Here is a 14,901-nt window from a genome sequence, read left to right on the forward strand (position 1 = left end):
GAACATACATGACAAGGAGAGATTTTTCAAACCATGATACTTTCACTACTCGGTTTCATCTTAAAAGGAATTTTAATGAAAATACCATTTGCCATATTGGGACTTTCCTTGATTCCGCAGAGATGGACGAACGCCATCACCAAAAAAGATATACCTTTTTTCATAGAACAAGTGCTGAGACTTTTAGTTTCTGCTGCGATATTGTTTTTCGTTATCGATATCATGCTGCTGGATCTTACTGCCGCTGCATTCTTTTCGTGTTTTGCCATTATTCTCGGGCTCATTCTCATCATCGATTCAACCATGTATATGTACAGGGCCACTGAATCTTCAAGCACCCGACGGAATCGGAGGGGAAATGAAGCGGCAAAGCAGCCAAAAACACCTTGGAACGTACATTTCAACAGTTTGTTGGGTGTCGTGTTGATTGCCGCATGGGTCATCATGCTGTTTTACCCGCTCACTTTTGCCGCAGATCTGCATGGATTGGCGAAGGTCGATAAGAAAAAAGAGCTGGAAGAAGTTCAAGATATAAAAACCATGCCGCTCGTTACAGTGAAAATGGCTGATGCAAAAGGCGATGCGGCGATTAATAAAATAGAAAATGCATCATATTTCACTGAAGGCGAATACCGTCTGACCAATATCAATGATGAATTGGCTTATACATCACCCATTGAAATGGACGGGTTTTTAAAAGCCGGGAAAGCGGAATACACGCCAGGTTATAATCTGATTTCCGCCATATCGACGGATAAAGGGGCAAGTACTGTCAAAGGGAAGATGCTGTATGCTCCCTCACAGTACCTTGATCATGATTTGGAAAGGACCATCCGCAAGGCATATCCGAATAAAATCATCCATGATTCATATTTGGAACCGAATGAAGATGGAAAGCCCTTCTTCGTAGCTTCAGTCGGACATTTTTTGAAATACCGCAGCGGTCCCGTGGTGGACGGGGTGGTATTGGTGAATCCGGAAACGGGGGACACGAAATACTATCTAAAAGGAAAAGAACCTAAATGGGTAGATCGGACATTCACATTGGAAACAGCCCTGGAATATTGGACTTACTGGGGAAAATATGTTCACGGTTGGAAAAACCAGTCCCTGATTGGGCCGAAGAAAGATGTCCTGATTCCTAATGAGGATAATATGCAGGTTACGTTTAACGAAAAAGGCGAATTGATTTATGTAGTGGACTTTACCCGGGCTAAATCAAAAGGCAACTCCAAAACCCTTGTAGGTTATGGTGTTTTCAATGCCAAAACCGGTGAAATGACGTACTACAAAGGCGTCACGTCCGTTCTGACCGGAAAGGAAGCAAAATCCAACGCCAATGCGAGTGAGTTTTTGTCCAAATATCCAGGCTGGAAAGCCACAAATGGAATTTTCTATACGATTTACAGTGCTCCCACATATGTGATCCCGGTTACAAAGGGCAGCAAGTTCCAGGGTGTGGCAATCGTTTATGCCAATAGCGATAATCCCCAAGTGGTCTTTGGGAAAACGAAAGACGAAGCTTTCCGCAATTATAAAAAACTGATTGCCTCTTTAGGGAAAGTAAGCGGTGTGACGCCTCAAAAAGGATTTGAGATGAAAGAAATAAAGGGGAAGGTAATGAGGATCAATGATGCCAATCTCTCGAATGGATACGTATTCCATTTAATCGTCGAAGGCAATGCCAAGAGGTTCTCGGTGGACCCAGGTGTCAATGCGCTATCTGATGTGGTGTTGACGAATGTAGGGGACCGGGTTGTGCTGAAGGTGATGGATATGGAAGAAGACATCGTTCCAGTCGATGAATTCACTAATCTGGATTTGCCAAAGAAATGATAATGGACCGTGGACATGTACACTTGCCAGCTCCAATATAAGCATGAAAAAAAGCATTGTTTTCAACAATGCTTTTTTCATGTTTTCGAATGATTGTCATGATAAGTCCGATAAATTGAATGAATGGATGGATTCCATATAATATCCCTTTTGAATGACGGCCTTTATCGCAAAGTGCCCATTTAACCTTTTCCGGACCCGGTACAGCAGTGAAGCGATTTCCTCTGCCGTGACGATTTGCTCGGGATCTCCGACTCGCTCTGGCCAGACTTGCTGGACAATTTCTTCCTTTGAAATAAGATTGTCCAAATTTTCATATAGCAGCTTAAAGCAATTGAATTCCTTGGTCGGCATTTTAATGGGTGCTTCTTCATTGATGATCACGGTCTGAAGGTGCTCATTGATAGCGACGGTTTGCAGGAATTCGGGGTTCACCGGCGTGAAATCCATTGTTAAATCGTTGTCGATGGAGATTATGAATTCAATCAATCCATTGACCAATGTAATCGAATCCCCCGGTTCAATGTGACAGGGATTGCCCGGTACGAGGGGCATCTGGTTCACGGAGGTGCCGTGTTTGCTTGCCAAATCCTCAATGAGGAGCTGCCCTTCCTCCATATAAATCCGGCAATGTTCCCTGGAAACAAAGTCATTGTAAAGCCTGAAATCAGCTTTGGAGTGCTGGCTTGCCCGGCCGATCAGCAGGCTGTTCCCTTCATATACATAGGCGAATTCCTCGGTTTGGCCTTTGTGCATGGTCCTCAATACAACCTTGAAAGTTTTATAGATCATTCACTTCATACCCCTTAAAAAATCTGAAAATTTAAATTATTTTCATGGATTTATCATTTTGGCTACATGGCTGTTTAGTGGGTTCAATTTTATAATTATAAATTATCAGTCGCTTACTTACTAACGAAAAATGAAAAAAATCCAAATTAGGCACACAGCCATTATAACAAAGAGAGACGAAGGATGAAGAAGAAACTCTATTTTTGCTGATGTTCGCTTTGACTGTGGGAGAAGTGGTTCCTCAAAGCCGGCCAGGCAGCACCGGAAGAAGTTTGCGATGAAAATGTACCTTACGCTTGTGGAAAAGGAGTTGACCAAAGGTGAGTATGTGGAGAGATAGGATAAATGCCTTCAGCATCCTGCTGATGATCATCAGTATGATCGTATATATTATTTTTCCCCAGCCCTTTACCCTCATTCTGTACTGTATATTTGGCATTGCCTTTATCAGCCTGACTTTACTGAATTAAGACTACCTTTGAATGGGTGGAGGATGGAACCAATAATAGGAGAAGAAACTAGCCTGCCGAATCAATGGCAGGCTTTTTTGATACATAATGTTTCATAATGGAATTGTAACTATTGGCATCTTAGGAAAAGAAGCAGGAACCTAAAGGGTGCCTACTTGAGTTTATAGGCAAATGGAACAAAATTGATTGGAACGGAAGGCGCGGGACTTCTGCGGGATAAGCGCGTCGAGGGAAGACCCCGCAGAAGTAAAGCGAGTGCCTCGGGTGGAATGATTTTCATCGGGGTTATCAACAGTCTGAAGCAGGAACCCATTAAGGGTACCTGCTTTCTTTTCATTCTAAGGACCGCAATCGTTTTATGAAATCCCGGGACGTAATGGATTTAACACGACTTTAAAAGAGCCATTTTTATGCAAAAAAGGTATAATTAATTGTTAGAAGCAGATATTAAAAAATGGACTGCAACTTAGTTTTATCGCGTGTTTTAACTGAATCTTGAGCGAAATATCTTTTATAAAAAAGTCAAAATAAGAAAAGGAGAAACCATGACTAATGAAACAGGATGGAATTTAGACAATAGCTATGCACGTCTACCGGAAAAGTTTTTCACAAGCACGAACCCGACTCCTGTACGTTCACCGGAGTTGATCATTCTCAATGAGGGTGTGGCGGATTCTCTTGGTTTGGACGTGAAGTCGCTGCAAAGCGAAGATGGTGTGGCGGTGTTTGCCGGAAATGAGATCCCGCAAGGTGCTTCTCCTCTTGCCCAAGCATATGCTGGGCATCAATTCGGTCATTTTAACATGTTAGGGGACGGCCGGGCGATATTGCTTGGCGAGCAGGTGTTGCCAGAAGGCGGGAGGGTCGATATCCAGCTGAAGGGTCCAGGAAGAACGCCATATTCCCGCGGGGGCGATGGCCGGGCTGCACTTGGACCGATGCTGCGCGAATACATCATCAGCGAGGCGATGCACGGGCTCGGCATTCCTACCACCCGGAGTCTGGCAGTGGTGACGACCGGTGAAACGGTGATCCGTGAAACAGGGCTGCCTGGTGCCATCATGACCCGTGTGGCTTCGAGTCATCTTCGTGTCGGAACTTTTCAATTCGCTGCAAAATGGGGCACGATCGAGGAACTGCGGACACTTGCCGATTATGCCATTGAGCGTCATTTTCCAGACATTGAAGCAGATGAAAGCCGTTATCTTTCGCTGCTGCAGGAAGTGGTCAAGCGTCAGGCTGAGCTCATTGCCCAATGGCAGCTGATCGGCTTCATTCATGGTGTGATGAACACCGACAACATGACGATCAGCGGGGAAACCATCGATTATGGCCCTTGCGCCTTCATGGATGCCTATGACCCTGCAACCGTATTCAGTTCAATTGATAGGCAAGGCCGCTATGCCTATGGTAACCAGCCGGTAATTGGGGGTTGGAATCTTGCACGGTTCGCTGAATCCCTATTGCCGCTGTTGCATGATGACGATGATCAGGCCGTTACACTGGCCCAAGATAAGATTTCCGTTTTTAATGATCTGTATCATTCCAATTGGTTAGCGGGAATGAGGGCGAAACTGGGGATATTCAACGAAGAGACTCAGGATGAGGCTCTAATAAATGGCATCCTCAGTATGATGAAGAAGCATGGTGCCGACTATACCAATACTTTTCGTGCTCTGACCTTTGATAAAAAGGAGAATACGGTCCTTTTCGGGACACCGGAATTCGCTCAGTGGCAGGAGCTTTGGCAGGCGAGGCTAGGGAGGCAGAAGGAATCGAAAGAGTCTTCGAATCAGTTGATGCAGAACAGCAATCCTGCAGTGATTCCGCGGAACCACCGGGTGGAAGAGGCGTTGGAGGCGGCAGTGGAACAAGAGGACTACAGCGTGATGGAACGGCTGTTGGATGTTCTTGCAAATCCTTATGCACACTGCGAAAAACAAGCAGAATACGCCGCACTGCCTGAGTCAACAAAACCTTACCGGACTTTTTGCGGTACCTGATCATAAAACATGCATGGAGATAATGTAAGAGCTCCCGCGATTGAAGTCGATTCTTCGTCAACTTCAATTGCGGGAGCCCTTTTTGTGTTCATCAGTAAAAAAGTTTTGTTTGAAGAATGTCCAGGGCACGGTCAATCTCCGCTAAATCGTCCTTTGATGCATGTTGCAGCCGGCTTTGAAAACGGGATTCCACGATTGCAAAAGCCTCTTTCATCATCATTTCCCCTTCTTTGGAGAGGCGGATGTATTGTTTCCGTCTATCTTCCGAATCACTTATTTTTTCAATTAAATTCTTTTCGCTTAATTTTTTCAGTTCACGGCTCGTGTTAGGCATGGAGATATGATGACAGTCACTGATTTCACTTGGTGTGACAGGCTGACTGACGGTTATATATTCAAGGATTTTATATTGTACCGGCGTGATGGAATCGGATTTGGCGTTTTGTGTCAATTCGTGTGTCACTTGATGTACGGAAGTTGTAAATGTGACCATTTTTTCAAAAAGAGCTTTTTTGTCCATAACTTTCACCTCTCTACTTGAGAAGATATCAAAAATATTATCAAAATACAATTATCATTTGACAACAAAAAAGAAGATATTGTATGATTGTTATCAAATGATAAGTAAATAGGGGGTACGTCATGAACATGCTAGTCATCTACACATATCCAAATCATAAAAGCCTAAGCCATGCTTTTTTAGAAAAAGTCGTCAAAGGAAGTAAGGAGAACCCGAACATAAAGGGGCTGCAGGTCTTGGATTTATATGAAGAGGGCTTCAATCCGCTCTTGGAGTTCAATGAGCATAAACGAAGGCGTGATATGCATCGGGATCCCCAGTTTGAAAAATATAGAAATCAAATTATTTGGGCCGACAAGATTGTCTTTGTCTATCCAATCTGGTGGGGGAGGCCACCGGCCATGCTGATGGGATACATCGATCAATTATTTTCGGCGAATTTTGCCTACAGGGATAAAAAGGGCTTGTTCCCGGAAGGCCTTCTGAAAGGAAAGTCGGTCGTATGTGTGTCCACGATGAAGGGACCTGCAAAGTATCTGCTTCTCTGGTTGAATGATGCGCATAAAATATTGATGAAAAGAGCATTATTCAATTTTGTCGGGATCAAGAAAGTGAAGTTTTTCGAATTCGGTAATATGGAAAGCCCAAAGGGGAAACAAACGCAAAAGCTAGAAAAGGTTTATCGGTATTTCAGGAAGGTGGCTAGCTAAGTTTTTACGGGATTAAAGAAGAACCCCATTCATGCATAATGAATGGGGGTGGCCGTATTCATGGTTTTGTTTTCAAGATCCTCCATTTGTTCTTGATGAGGGTAAGGATCGTACAAATCACCAGGATCGTCAATGAAGCCAATCCGCTGAACCATATGCTTTGGAATTCACTTACATGAGGCTGGATGATGTATGAAGCCACAATCGCCAGGACCGCGCTTATCGGTATGTAATCAGCGACTTTTCCTTTACTGAATACGATAACCAGGATTGGAGCCAGCAATGCCGAATATATATTGCCTGAATAAAATAAGAGCTCCAATAGGTTTGGGGAATAGAAGAGTGTAGCAACGAAAACCAATCCTCCAATACAGATCGAAAGCAGGCAGGCCATCCTTATTTTTTGCTGGTCGCTTTTTTTTGTTTGTAATGGTTCAAGAATATTGGCTACGATCAGGCTTACCAATGAGTGCAGGCAGGCACCGAATGTTGAGGTGATTGCACTGATGGCGCAGAGCACAAAAAGGATGAAAAAGAATGGTGTCGTTATTTTATTTGCCAATCCAGCCAGTATCGAGTGTATATCAGTGAAGCCGCCCGTAAAGATTACCATGATGAACAGGGATGAAAAGGAGAGCGGGAATATGATCCATATAAGGCCAGATAAAGAGAATGTCAATCTTACCTTTTTCATTTCTATCATGAATAATCGCTGCCACGAAGTCAGGTCAAAGAAAAACTGGCCGAACCCGACAAGAAGTCCTGCAAAAAGAAAACTCCATAGATCATACTTATTGATTACGAGCATGTATGGATGGTATAAACGAATCCCATCATAAACAGGCTGAATCCCTTCCTTGACGAAAAAGTATAAAGGAATCAAGATAACTGCGGCAAACATGGATATGACCTGAAAAGCGGCGAATCCATGAATGAGCTTTAACCCGCCGAATCCAGCATAAAGGATACAGAAAGCGAAAAAAAAGAACAGCCCGACATAGAGGGGCGTATCGAAAAGAAACTGACATAGAGTGGACGCGGCCATTCCCTGAATGAATAAAATGTGTAAGCTGGTTATGACCAGGATCACGATCAATATCCAATATCCGAGGGGATGGAGCCGGGCTTTTAAATAGTCCCCGATGGTCAAGCCCTCGGGGAAATCCTGCCGGACCCTCTTCCCGATGAAGCTGAACATGAACAGGGCGATCGCTCCCATCAGGGCGTATCCGATCCCTCCGAAAACTCCATACTTCACCATCGATTCAGGGGAGGATAATATTGTGGTGCCTGTCACCCAGCGTGCCAGGAGGGAGATGATCCCCAAACCCATCCCGATTTGAATGGGGCCTTGTACGTATTCTTGAAATGTACGTGATCGCAATGTTCATTTTCCTTTCTCGCGGAACTCCTTGGGCGTGATTCCCTCTATCTTCCGGAATAAAGTGCTGAAATAATGCTGGCTATTGAAACCCGATTTTTCAGCGACGTCTGATATGCTCCAGCTGGTGTTATTGGTCAAGGCCCTTTTTGCGGCCTTTATTCTATAGTGCATTAAATATTCCGAAAACGAAGTGCCGACTTCTTCATGGAATTTCCTGCTTAAATAAGTCGGATTGGTATGCACTTCACGGGCGATGTCCGAAAGGGAGAGTTTTTCGGCATAGTTTTCATGAATGAAAGAAAGCGAATGGTGAATGAGTGTTGAATAGTTATGGGAAGATACCCTTTTGTCATACTTGGCCAGGACTTTATGCAAATCACTTTCTATTACAGGTTTCGTTAAATAATCAACCACGCCTATCCTGATGGATTGCTGGGCATAATCGAAGCTTTGATGGGCGGTCACCATGATGATTTCGACTTCTTTGTTCAGCGCCCTTAGGTCTTCACCAAATTCAAGGCCCGATCGCCCCGGCAGATTAATATCCAGGAAAGCGAGGTTGATTTTATGATTTTGGTTGAGGGTCAGTGCCTGACAGGCATCAGCAGCTTTGTGAAATTTCCAAAAAGGGTAAATGGACTGAATCATATATTCCATTTGTTCAAGGACCAATGGTTCGTCATCAACTAATAATACATTCATTCCTCCGCCTCCTCCATTTTCCTATCAAAAACCAGCGGCCATGATACCTCTACCTTTGTTCCCGATTCATTGGAAGCTATATGCAATTGTGCACGGTCATTGAAATACAAATATAAACGTTTTTGGATATTATCGAGGCCATGGCCGCCATCGTCCGTAACGGAAGATTCATTTCCCATCAATCCATTGTCCGCCACTTCCAGATACACCATTTGTGATTCCAGATAGAACCGGATATGCAGCAGGGCTTCACCCACTTTTTTTTCCAACCCGTGTTTAAATGAATTCTCCACCAAGGTCTGGAGAATAAAGGGCGGGACAAGTGCGGTTGATAACGGTTCCGGGCACTCCATATCAATCTTGAGCCGATCACCGAAGCGAAGGGTCTGGATGTCGAGATAATGCTGGGTATACTGGATTTCCTGGGAAAGGGGGATCAATGGTTCCGATGCTTTATACTTGAATTTCAGGAATTGCGAAAAAGCCTCTAAGGCCCGTATCAATTCTGCCGTCCTGTTCAGGCGGGCCAAGCCCAGAATGACATTCAGTGTATTAAACAAAAAGTGCGGCTGGATCTGCTGGTTCAATTTATTATATTGTGCTTCTTGCAGTGCTTGCTCCAGGCGGATCTCCTTGTTTTTATTTTCAAGAAGATCGATCCTTTTCTCGAATATGAATAGAAATAAAAGAGCGATAGCTCCCATGATGGGAGCTAAAATGAAGAGCATGATAATTAACGTGAATCCCTCGTAACTTAGCATGGAGAACCTCTGCTTGTTATATTTTTAAATAAATTGAATGATTCTGTTTATTAGTATCATACTAAAGACCCCTCCGGAAATCTACAGCTTAAGACACAATGTGACAAGCCACTTGATGGTTTTGTGCCGATCGTTTCAGTTCGGGCAGCTGTGTTTTGCAGATATCCTGTACAAACGGGCACCGTGTATGGAAGCGGCAGCCGTTTGGAGGGTCGATGGGTGACGGGACATCACCCGTCAATAGGATCCGTTCTCTTTCATGTACAGGATTCGGTACTGGGATGGCCGATAGCAATGCCCTTGTATATGGATGCTGCGGCTGTTCGAAAATGGACTTTTTATCGGCTATTTCGACTATTTTTCCGAGATACATGACCATCACCCGATCCGAGATATGTCTGACCACACCTAAATCATGCGAAATGAAAAGAAAGGTAAGGTCGAACTGGCGCTGCAAGGATTTTAATAAATTCAGCACTTGCGCTTGAATGGAGACATCCAGTGCAGATACAGCTTCGTCACATATGATCAATTTGGGATCCACGGCCAGAGCCCGCGCAATCCCGATCCGCTGTCTTTGGCCGCCGCTGAATTCATGCGGGTATCTTTCCATGGATTCAGGTCTCAGCCCGACATGTCCCAATAATTCTTCAATCCGGCTCTTCCGGTTTTCTTTAGGGACTACATTTTGGATCGCCAAAGCTTCCCCGAGAATTTTGCCGATCGTCTGTCTTGGGTTGAGGGAGGCAAAGGGGTCTTGAAAAATAACCTGCAGATCCTTCCTGGTACGCCGCATTTCTTTTTTGCCTAAACTCAGTAAATCCCTATCCTGAAAGTGAATGCTCCCGCTCGTCGGTTCATCCAATCGAAGGATGGCCCTTCCGGTAGTCGATTTCCCGCAGCCGGATTCGCCGACGATGCTTAAGGTTTCACCCTGTTTGATATCGAAGGTAATGTCATCAACGGCTTTTACATGATTGATGGTCCTTCCGAAAAATCCTCCCTTGATCGGAAAATATTGCTTCAATTGATCCACTTTAAGTAGAACCTTTTTCTCTGCAGCTGGTACACCCATCATTAAATCCCCACCTTTTCTTGAGCGTCATATGCCTTCTCCCATTGGGGGGTGAACATCCAGCAGCTGACCTCCGTACTTGGGCCGATGGCCTGGAGATCCGGTACGGCTTGTTCACAAATGCCTTTCGCATGTGGACAGCGGGGAGCGAAGCTGCATCCCTTGGGCATGTTGTAAGGACTTGGAACGGTCCCTGGAATTGTGGTCAGTTCTTCCTGGTCCATGTCCAGACGGGGAAGGGAGTTCAATAAACCAATGGTGTAAGGATGTTTAGGATTTGTGAATATTTCCTTGGCCAAGGTATATTCAACGATTTTCCCTGCGTACATGACAGCGACCCGATCACAGGTTTCGTATACGACACCCAAATCATGTGTAATCAAAATGACAGCCGTCCCGAAATCCTTTTGCAGCGTCTTGATCAGTTCGAGGATTTGGGCTTGGATCGTCACATCCAGTGCTGTTGTAGGTTCATCGGCTATTAAAACCTCAGGGTGGCAGGCAAGTGCCATGGCAATCATGACCCTTTGCCTCATTCCGCCGCTTAGCTCATGCGGCTCCTGTTTTGCCCTCTTTTCAGGTGAAGGGATCCCGACGAGCCGAAGCATGTCGACGGCTTTATCCCATGCTTCCTTTTTTCCCAGCTTTTGATGGAGCCGGATCGCTTCCGCAATTTGCTCGCCCGCTGAATATACGGGATTCAATGACGTCATCGGCTCCTGAAAAATCATCGAAATTTCATTCCCGCGTATGGACCGCATCTGTTTTTCAGACTTCGTAAGCAGATCTTCCCCTTTAAAAAGGATGCTGCCGCCGGCAATCTTGCCGGGTGGCGATGGAATGAGCCTTAACAATGAGAGCGATGTTATGCTTTTCCCGCTTCCCGACTCCCCGACGATTCCAAGCGTTTCCCCTTTATTGAGGGAGAAACTGATCCCATTGACTGCTTTACTCGTTCCTTCATCAGTGAAAAAGTGGGTCTGCAGGTTTTTTACCTCCAGTATTTTATCAGCATCCTGATTCATCATCATACCTCCTTAGTTCAAGTCTATTCTTTTGTTAAAGTACCGATAGAGGACATCCACTGCCAAGTTCATGAATACGAAGATGACGGAAGCGATGAGGACCCCGCCTTGGACCATCGGCAAATCCCTCGTCCTGATTGCATCGACTATCAATCTTCCAAGTCCATTGATGGCAAAAACGGACTCTGTCAATACCGTGCCGCCAAGGAGTGCACCGAACTGGAGGCCAACGACGGTAATGACGGGGATGAGTGCATTTTTCAGGCCGTGTTTATAAATGATGATATATTCTTTCAATCCCTTGGCTCTCGCGGTCCGGATATAGTCCTGGCGAACGACTTCAAGCATGCTCGACCTGGTCATCCTGGCAACGATGGCCGCTCCGCCGGCCCCGAGGGTTATGGCTGGTAGAATCATGTGGCTGAAGGTTCCCCAACCTGAAACCGGAAACAAATGAAGGTTCACGGAAAAGAAGTAGATAAGCATGAGGCCCAGCCAAAAACTAGGTAACGAGATTCCCAATAAAGCAACGATCATGATGGAAATGTCAGCTGCCGAGTATTGCTTGGTGGCCGAGATGATTCCTGCGATCATTCCAAGCACAACGGTTATGAATATGCTGGCAAGTGCCAGTTCAAGGGTGATGGGCAAGCGGACCATGATTTCGTCCAAAACAGGGCGGCTGCTGCGGAGTGATTCCCCAAAGTCACCTTGAACGGCATGAAGGACATAGTCAACATACTGATAGAGGATTGGACGATCCAAGCCAAGCTCATGCCGCAGCGATTCAATCGTTTCTTTAGTCGCTCCTTCACCTGCAAGCAGTGTTGCCGGATCTCCCGGGACCATTTGCATGATGAGGAAAACAACAAGGCTTACTCCCAGTAATACCGGTATCGTTTGAAGTACCCGCCGGATAATGAATACGAACATTTTCTCTCCTCCTTATTTTTTCATTCTTGGATCCAGGGCATCTCTAAGTCCGTCCCCGAAGATGTTGAAACCAAGTACCAGTGTTGATATCGCTATCCCTGGAAACAATGCGATGTGGGGGGCACTGAACAAATAATCCCGTCCGCTGCTCAGCATCGCTCCCCATTCTGGTGAAGGCGGCTGGGCTCCCAGTCCAAGGAATGACAATCCGGCTGCCGACAGAATGGCCGTTGCCAGACGTAATGTAGCTTGTACGATGACGGGTGATAGAATATTCGGAAAAATATGTTTGCATATGATCGTGAAGTCAGTCGCTCCCAATGCACGAATGGCATCGATATATTCCAGCTTCCTGACTGACAGTGTGGAACCGCGTACAATCCGGGCAAACATCGGTATCGAAAAGACTCCGACCGCCACCATAACATTGATTAAACTCGGACCAAGGGCACTAATGATCGCAAGAGCAAGCAGTATTCCCGGGAAAGCCAGCAGAACATCGACAATCCTCATAATGACGGTATCGATCCATTTTCCGTAATAACCAGCTGCTAACCCGAGGAGTATACCAATGAACGCCCCGAAGAAAACAGAGACAAACCCAACCGTTAATGAAAGCCGTGTTCCATACAACAATCTGCTTAAAATATCCCTTCCCTTATCATCCGTACCCATCAAATGTTCGGCTGATGGAGGCTGGAGTTTGTTGACCAAATCAATTTCATAGGGATCCTGCGGTGAGATCAAAGGGGCAAAGATAGCCAATAAAATATAAAAAAGTACGATGTACCCGCCTACCAATGCCAATTTATTTCGCTTGAATTTTTTATAAAAGGCTTTCCAGTGTCTTAGTTTCGGAGATTTTCTTTCTTTTACATTCAATTCGGTATTATTGATGACGACCTCTGGCTTCATTGGATTTCCTCCTTTTCTTTCATTCAATTTATTCAAAAAAAGGATTGAAGTAAATATGATGCGGAAAAGCAGTAAAGATAATTAAAAAAAGAGTAAAGATTCTGAAAATATAAAATTCGGTTTTTTTTTATAATTTACAGTAAGCCCGATGTACTCATAGCTGTAAGTTACTTGGAGAAACAAAGGCAGGTTGAAAAGGGAGGAAATAGAATGAGAAAAGGTATGATTGGGTTGCTTTTTGCTTCTTTATTGGGCATTTCATCCGTTTTATCAGGGTGTGCATCAGAAGAAACCGGCAGTAAGGAAACAGTAGAAAAAGCGAAAGAAGGAGGTACGCTGATCGTCGCGCGCTTATCTGACGCGACCACACTTGACCCCCATTTCATAACAGACATTCCATCTGCAAACGTCGTTTATGAAAAGGTTTATCAAACATTGGTCGTTCCTGACAAGAACATGGATCCTAAACCGCTGCTCGCAAAAGAGTGGAAACAACTGGATGATGTCACTTGGGAGTTTAAATTGCAGGAGGGAGTCAAATTCCATGATGGAGCTCCATTCAATGCCGAAGCGGTGAAAACCAATTTCGACAGGATACTGGATCCGGCAACAGCTTCTCCGCAGGCTGGTAAATTGGAAATGATCAAGGAAATTAAAGCGATTGACGAAACGACCGTACAATTCAAGCTGAAATATCCTTATGCTCCGCTGTTATCGATTTTAGTGAGTAATGAAGGAAGCATCATCAGCCCTAAAGCGATTAAGGAAAATAGTGACAAACTCGGGCAAAACCCCGTTGGGACAGGTCCATTCGTTTTTAAATCGTGGAAGCCTGGTGAAGAAATCGCCCTTTCGAAAAACAAGGACTATTGGGGGGATAAGCCTAAGATTGATGGGGTGGTATTCAAGGTGGTCCCTGAAGATGCCACGAGGATTGCGATGATTGAAACGGGTGAAGCGCATGTGACCGATCAAGTGCCAGTGACGGAGATTGATAGGATCGAAGCGTCGGGCACGATGGATTTATATCGCACGGAGGGACTTGCCGTTGAATACTTAAGCTTCAATGTTAAGAAAAAGCCCTTTGATGATGTAAGGGTCCGTAAGGCGGTCGCTCATGCCATCGAGGTCGATTCCATCATCAAAGGGGTTTATAACGATGTCGGCACGAGGGCAAATTCAACAATGAGCCCAAAGGTGTTTGGTTATGATCCGGATATAAAAGGCTATGACTATGATATTAATGAATCGAAGAAGCTCTTGACTGAAGCGGGGGTCAAGGATGGTTTGGAGTTTACCCTGACGACGAGTGACCGTAAGGAAAGGATCAATATGGCCGAGGTGATTCAATCCCAGTTAAAAGGAATTGGAATTAAGGTCAAGATTCAAGTCCTTGAGTATGGGGCTTACATTGACGCGACAGCCAAGGGCGAGCACCAGGTATCGATAGGCGGCTGGGGCAATGCTACCGGGGATGGAGATTATAATCAATTTAACCTTTTCAATAGCAAATCCCAAGGTGCTGCGGGAAATAGTTCATTCTATAGCAATCCGGAAGTGGATAAATTGATTGAAAATGCACGTAAAGAATCGGATGGCGATAAACGTAAGGAACTATATTCGAAGGCACAGGCAATTGAAAGAGAAGAAGTTCCATATGTTCCTATCCGTAACTATGAACACTTGGCCGTATATGGCGGGTCAGTTAAAGGACTTTGGCTGAATCCGGCAAATTATTTAATGCTTGATGACGTAACCGTGAAGTAGGAATTCAT

At 45.0% G+C, this 14,901-nt stretch carries 13 protein-coding genes; 4 read left to right on the forward strand and 9 right to left on the reverse strand.

The annotated features are described in order from the left end of the window. The first annotated feature begins 33 nt into the window (after positions 1 to 33). Positions 34 to 1,836 carry a hypothetical protein gene (locus A6755_RS06145; protein ID WP_063590107.1) on the forward strand — a complete coding sequence of 601 codons (1,803 nt, stop codon included), beginning with the start codon at positions 34 to 36 and terminating at the stop codon, positions 1,834 to 1,836. 96 nt (positions 1,837 to 1,932) lie between these two features. Here A6755_RS06145 and A6755_RS06150 read toward each other — a convergent pair whose 3' ends face one another. Further along, positions 1,933 to 2,628 (reverse strand): FHA domain-containing protein, encoded by a 696-nt coding sequence (locus tag A6755_RS06150; protein ID WP_084737479.1) that lies wholly within the window; start codon positions 2,626 to 2,628, stop codon positions 1,933 to 1,935. Positions 2,629 to 3,643: 1,015 nt separating this feature from the next. Between A6755_RS06150 and A6755_RS06155 the strand changes: the two genes are divergently transcribed. Next, complete coding sequence (locus tag A6755_RS06155) at positions 3,644 to 5,101, forward strand: protein adenylyltransferase SelO (RefSeq protein ID WP_063590108.1); 1,458 nt, start codon at positions 3,644 to 3,646, stop codon at positions 5,099 to 5,101. Positions 5,102 to 5,192: 91 nt separating this feature from the next. Here the strand turns inward: A6755_RS06155 and A6755_RS06160 are convergent, their stop codons facing one another. Next, positions 5,193 to 5,621, reverse strand: coding sequence for a MarR family winged helix-turn-helix transcriptional regulator (locus A6755_RS06160; RefSeq protein WP_063590109.1), 429 nt, complete (start codon positions 5,619 to 5,621; stop codon positions 5,193 to 5,195). Positions 5,622 to 5,743: 122 nt separating this feature from the next. Here A6755_RS06160 and A6755_RS06165 point away from each other — a divergent pair, with 122 nt between their 5' ends. Next, positions 5,744 to 6,331, forward strand: a complete 588-nt coding sequence (locus A6755_RS06165) for an NAD(P)H-dependent oxidoreductase (RefSeq protein WP_063590110.1) — start codon at positions 5,744 to 5,746, stop codon at positions 6,329 to 6,331. Positions 6,332 to 6,389: 58 nt separating this feature from the next. Here A6755_RS06165 and A6755_RS06170 read toward each other — a convergent pair whose 3' ends face one another. From A6755_RS06170 to nikC, 7 genes are all read right to left on the reverse strand, one after another. Continuing rightward, the gene (locus A6755_RS06170; RefSeq protein ID WP_134402093.1) at positions 6,390 to 7,715 is read right to left on the reverse strand and encodes an SLC5/6 family protein; all 1,326 of its coding nucleotides are present in this window, start codon (positions 7,713 to 7,715) and stop codon (positions 6,390 to 6,392) included. 3 nt (positions 7,716 to 7,718) lie between these two features. Continuing rightward, positions 7,719 to 8,417: a response regulator transcription factor gene (locus A6755_RS06175; RefSeq protein WP_063590111.1), complete on the reverse strand. Its 699-nt coding sequence runs from the start codon at positions 8,415 to 8,417 to the stop codon at positions 7,719 to 7,721. Then, positions 8,414 to 9,178 carry a sensor histidine kinase gene (locus A6755_RS06180; protein ID WP_034304264.1) on the reverse strand — a complete coding sequence of 255 codons (765 nt, stop codon included), beginning with the start codon at positions 9,176 to 9,178 and terminating at the stop codon, positions 8,414 to 8,416. The genes A6755_RS06175 and A6755_RS06180 overlap by 4 nt, the downstream gene beginning before the upstream one ends. Before the next feature lie 88 nt (positions 9,179 to 9,266). Further along, positions 9,267 to 10,256 carry an ABC transporter ATP-binding protein gene (locus A6755_RS06185; RefSeq protein WP_063590112.1) on the reverse strand — a complete coding sequence of 330 codons (990 nt, stop codon included), beginning with the start codon at positions 10,254 to 10,256 and terminating at the stop codon, positions 9,267 to 9,269. Then, positions 10,256 to 11,278, reverse strand: a complete 1,023-nt coding sequence (locus A6755_RS06190) for an ABC transporter ATP-binding protein (protein WP_034304261.1) — start codon at positions 11,276 to 11,278, stop codon at positions 10,256 to 10,258. Before A6755_RS06190 ends, A6755_RS06185 begins: the two co-directional genes overlap by 1 nt. Positions 11,279 to 11,290: 12 nt before the next feature. Further along, positions 11,291 to 12,211: a nickel ABC transporter permease gene (gene nikB, locus A6755_RS06195; protein WP_034304259.1), complete on the reverse strand. Its 921-nt coding sequence runs from the start codon at positions 12,209 to 12,211 to the stop codon at positions 11,291 to 11,293. Between the two features lie 12 nt (positions 12,212 to 12,223). Then, positions 12,224 to 13,126 carry a nickel transporter permease gene (gene nikC, locus A6755_RS06200; RefSeq protein ID WP_063590113.1) on the reverse strand — a complete coding sequence of 301 codons (903 nt, stop codon included), beginning with the start codon at positions 13,124 to 13,126 and terminating at the stop codon, positions 12,224 to 12,226. 210 nt (positions 13,127 to 13,336) lie between these two features. Between nikC and A6755_RS06205 the strand changes: the two genes are divergently transcribed. Next, positions 13,337 to 14,893: a glutathione ABC transporter substrate-binding protein gene (locus A6755_RS06205; RefSeq protein WP_063590114.1), complete on the forward strand. Its 1,557-nt coding sequence runs from the start codon at positions 13,337 to 13,339 to the stop codon at positions 14,891 to 14,893. The last annotated feature ends 8 nt before the right edge of the window (positions 14,894 to 14,901 follow it).

This window comes from Peribacillus frigoritolerans (assembly GCF_001636405.1).
In the GTDB taxonomy this organism is placed as follows: Bacteria; Bacillota; Bacilli; order Bacillales; family DSM-1321; genus Peribacillus; species Peribacillus frigoritolerans.

Coding starts and splice junctions, on each gene's coding strand:
- A6755_RS06145 (WP_063590107.1), top strand. CDS start 34: ATGATACTTTCACTACTCGGTTTCATCTTAAAAGGAATTTTAATGAAA.
- A6755_RS06150 (WP_084737479.1), bottom strand. CDS start 2,628: ATGATCTATAAAACTTTCAAGGTTGTATTGAGGACCATGCACAAAGGC.
- A6755_RS06155 (WP_063590108.1), top strand. CDS start 3,644: ATGACTAATGAAACAGGATGGAATTTAGACAATAGCTATGCACGTCTA.
- A6755_RS06160 (WP_063590109.1), bottom strand. CDS start 5,621: ATGGACAAAAAAGCTCTTTTTGAAAAAATGGTCACATTTACAACTTCC.
- A6755_RS06165 (WP_063590110.1), top strand. CDS start 5,744: ATGAACATGCTAGTCATCTACACATATCCAAATCATAAAAGCCTAAGC.
- A6755_RS06175 (WP_063590111.1), bottom strand. CDS start 8,417: ATGAATGTATTATTAGTTGATGACGAACCATTGGTCCTTGAACAAATG.
- A6755_RS06180 (WP_034304264.1), bottom strand. CDS start 9,178: ATGCTAAGTTACGAGGGATTCACGTTAATTATCATGCTCTTCATTTTA.
- A6755_RS06185 (WP_063590112.1), bottom strand. CDS start 10,256: ATGATGGGTGTACCAGCTGCAGAGAAAAAGGTTCTACTTAAAGTGGAT.
- A6755_RS06190 (WP_034304261.1), bottom strand. CDS start 11,278: ATGAATCAGGATGCTGATAAAATACTGGAGGTAAAAAACCTGCAGACC.
- nikB (WP_034304259.1), bottom strand. CDS start 12,211: ATGTTCGTATTCATTATCCGGCGGGTACTTCAAACGATACCGGTATTA.
- nikC (WP_063590113.1), bottom strand. CDS start 13,126: ATGAAGCCAGAGGTCGTCATCAATAATACCGAATTGAATGTAAAAGAA.
- A6755_RS06205 (WP_063590114.1), top strand. CDS start 13,337: ATGAGAAAAGGTATGATTGGGTTGCTTTTTGCTTCTTTATTGGGCATT.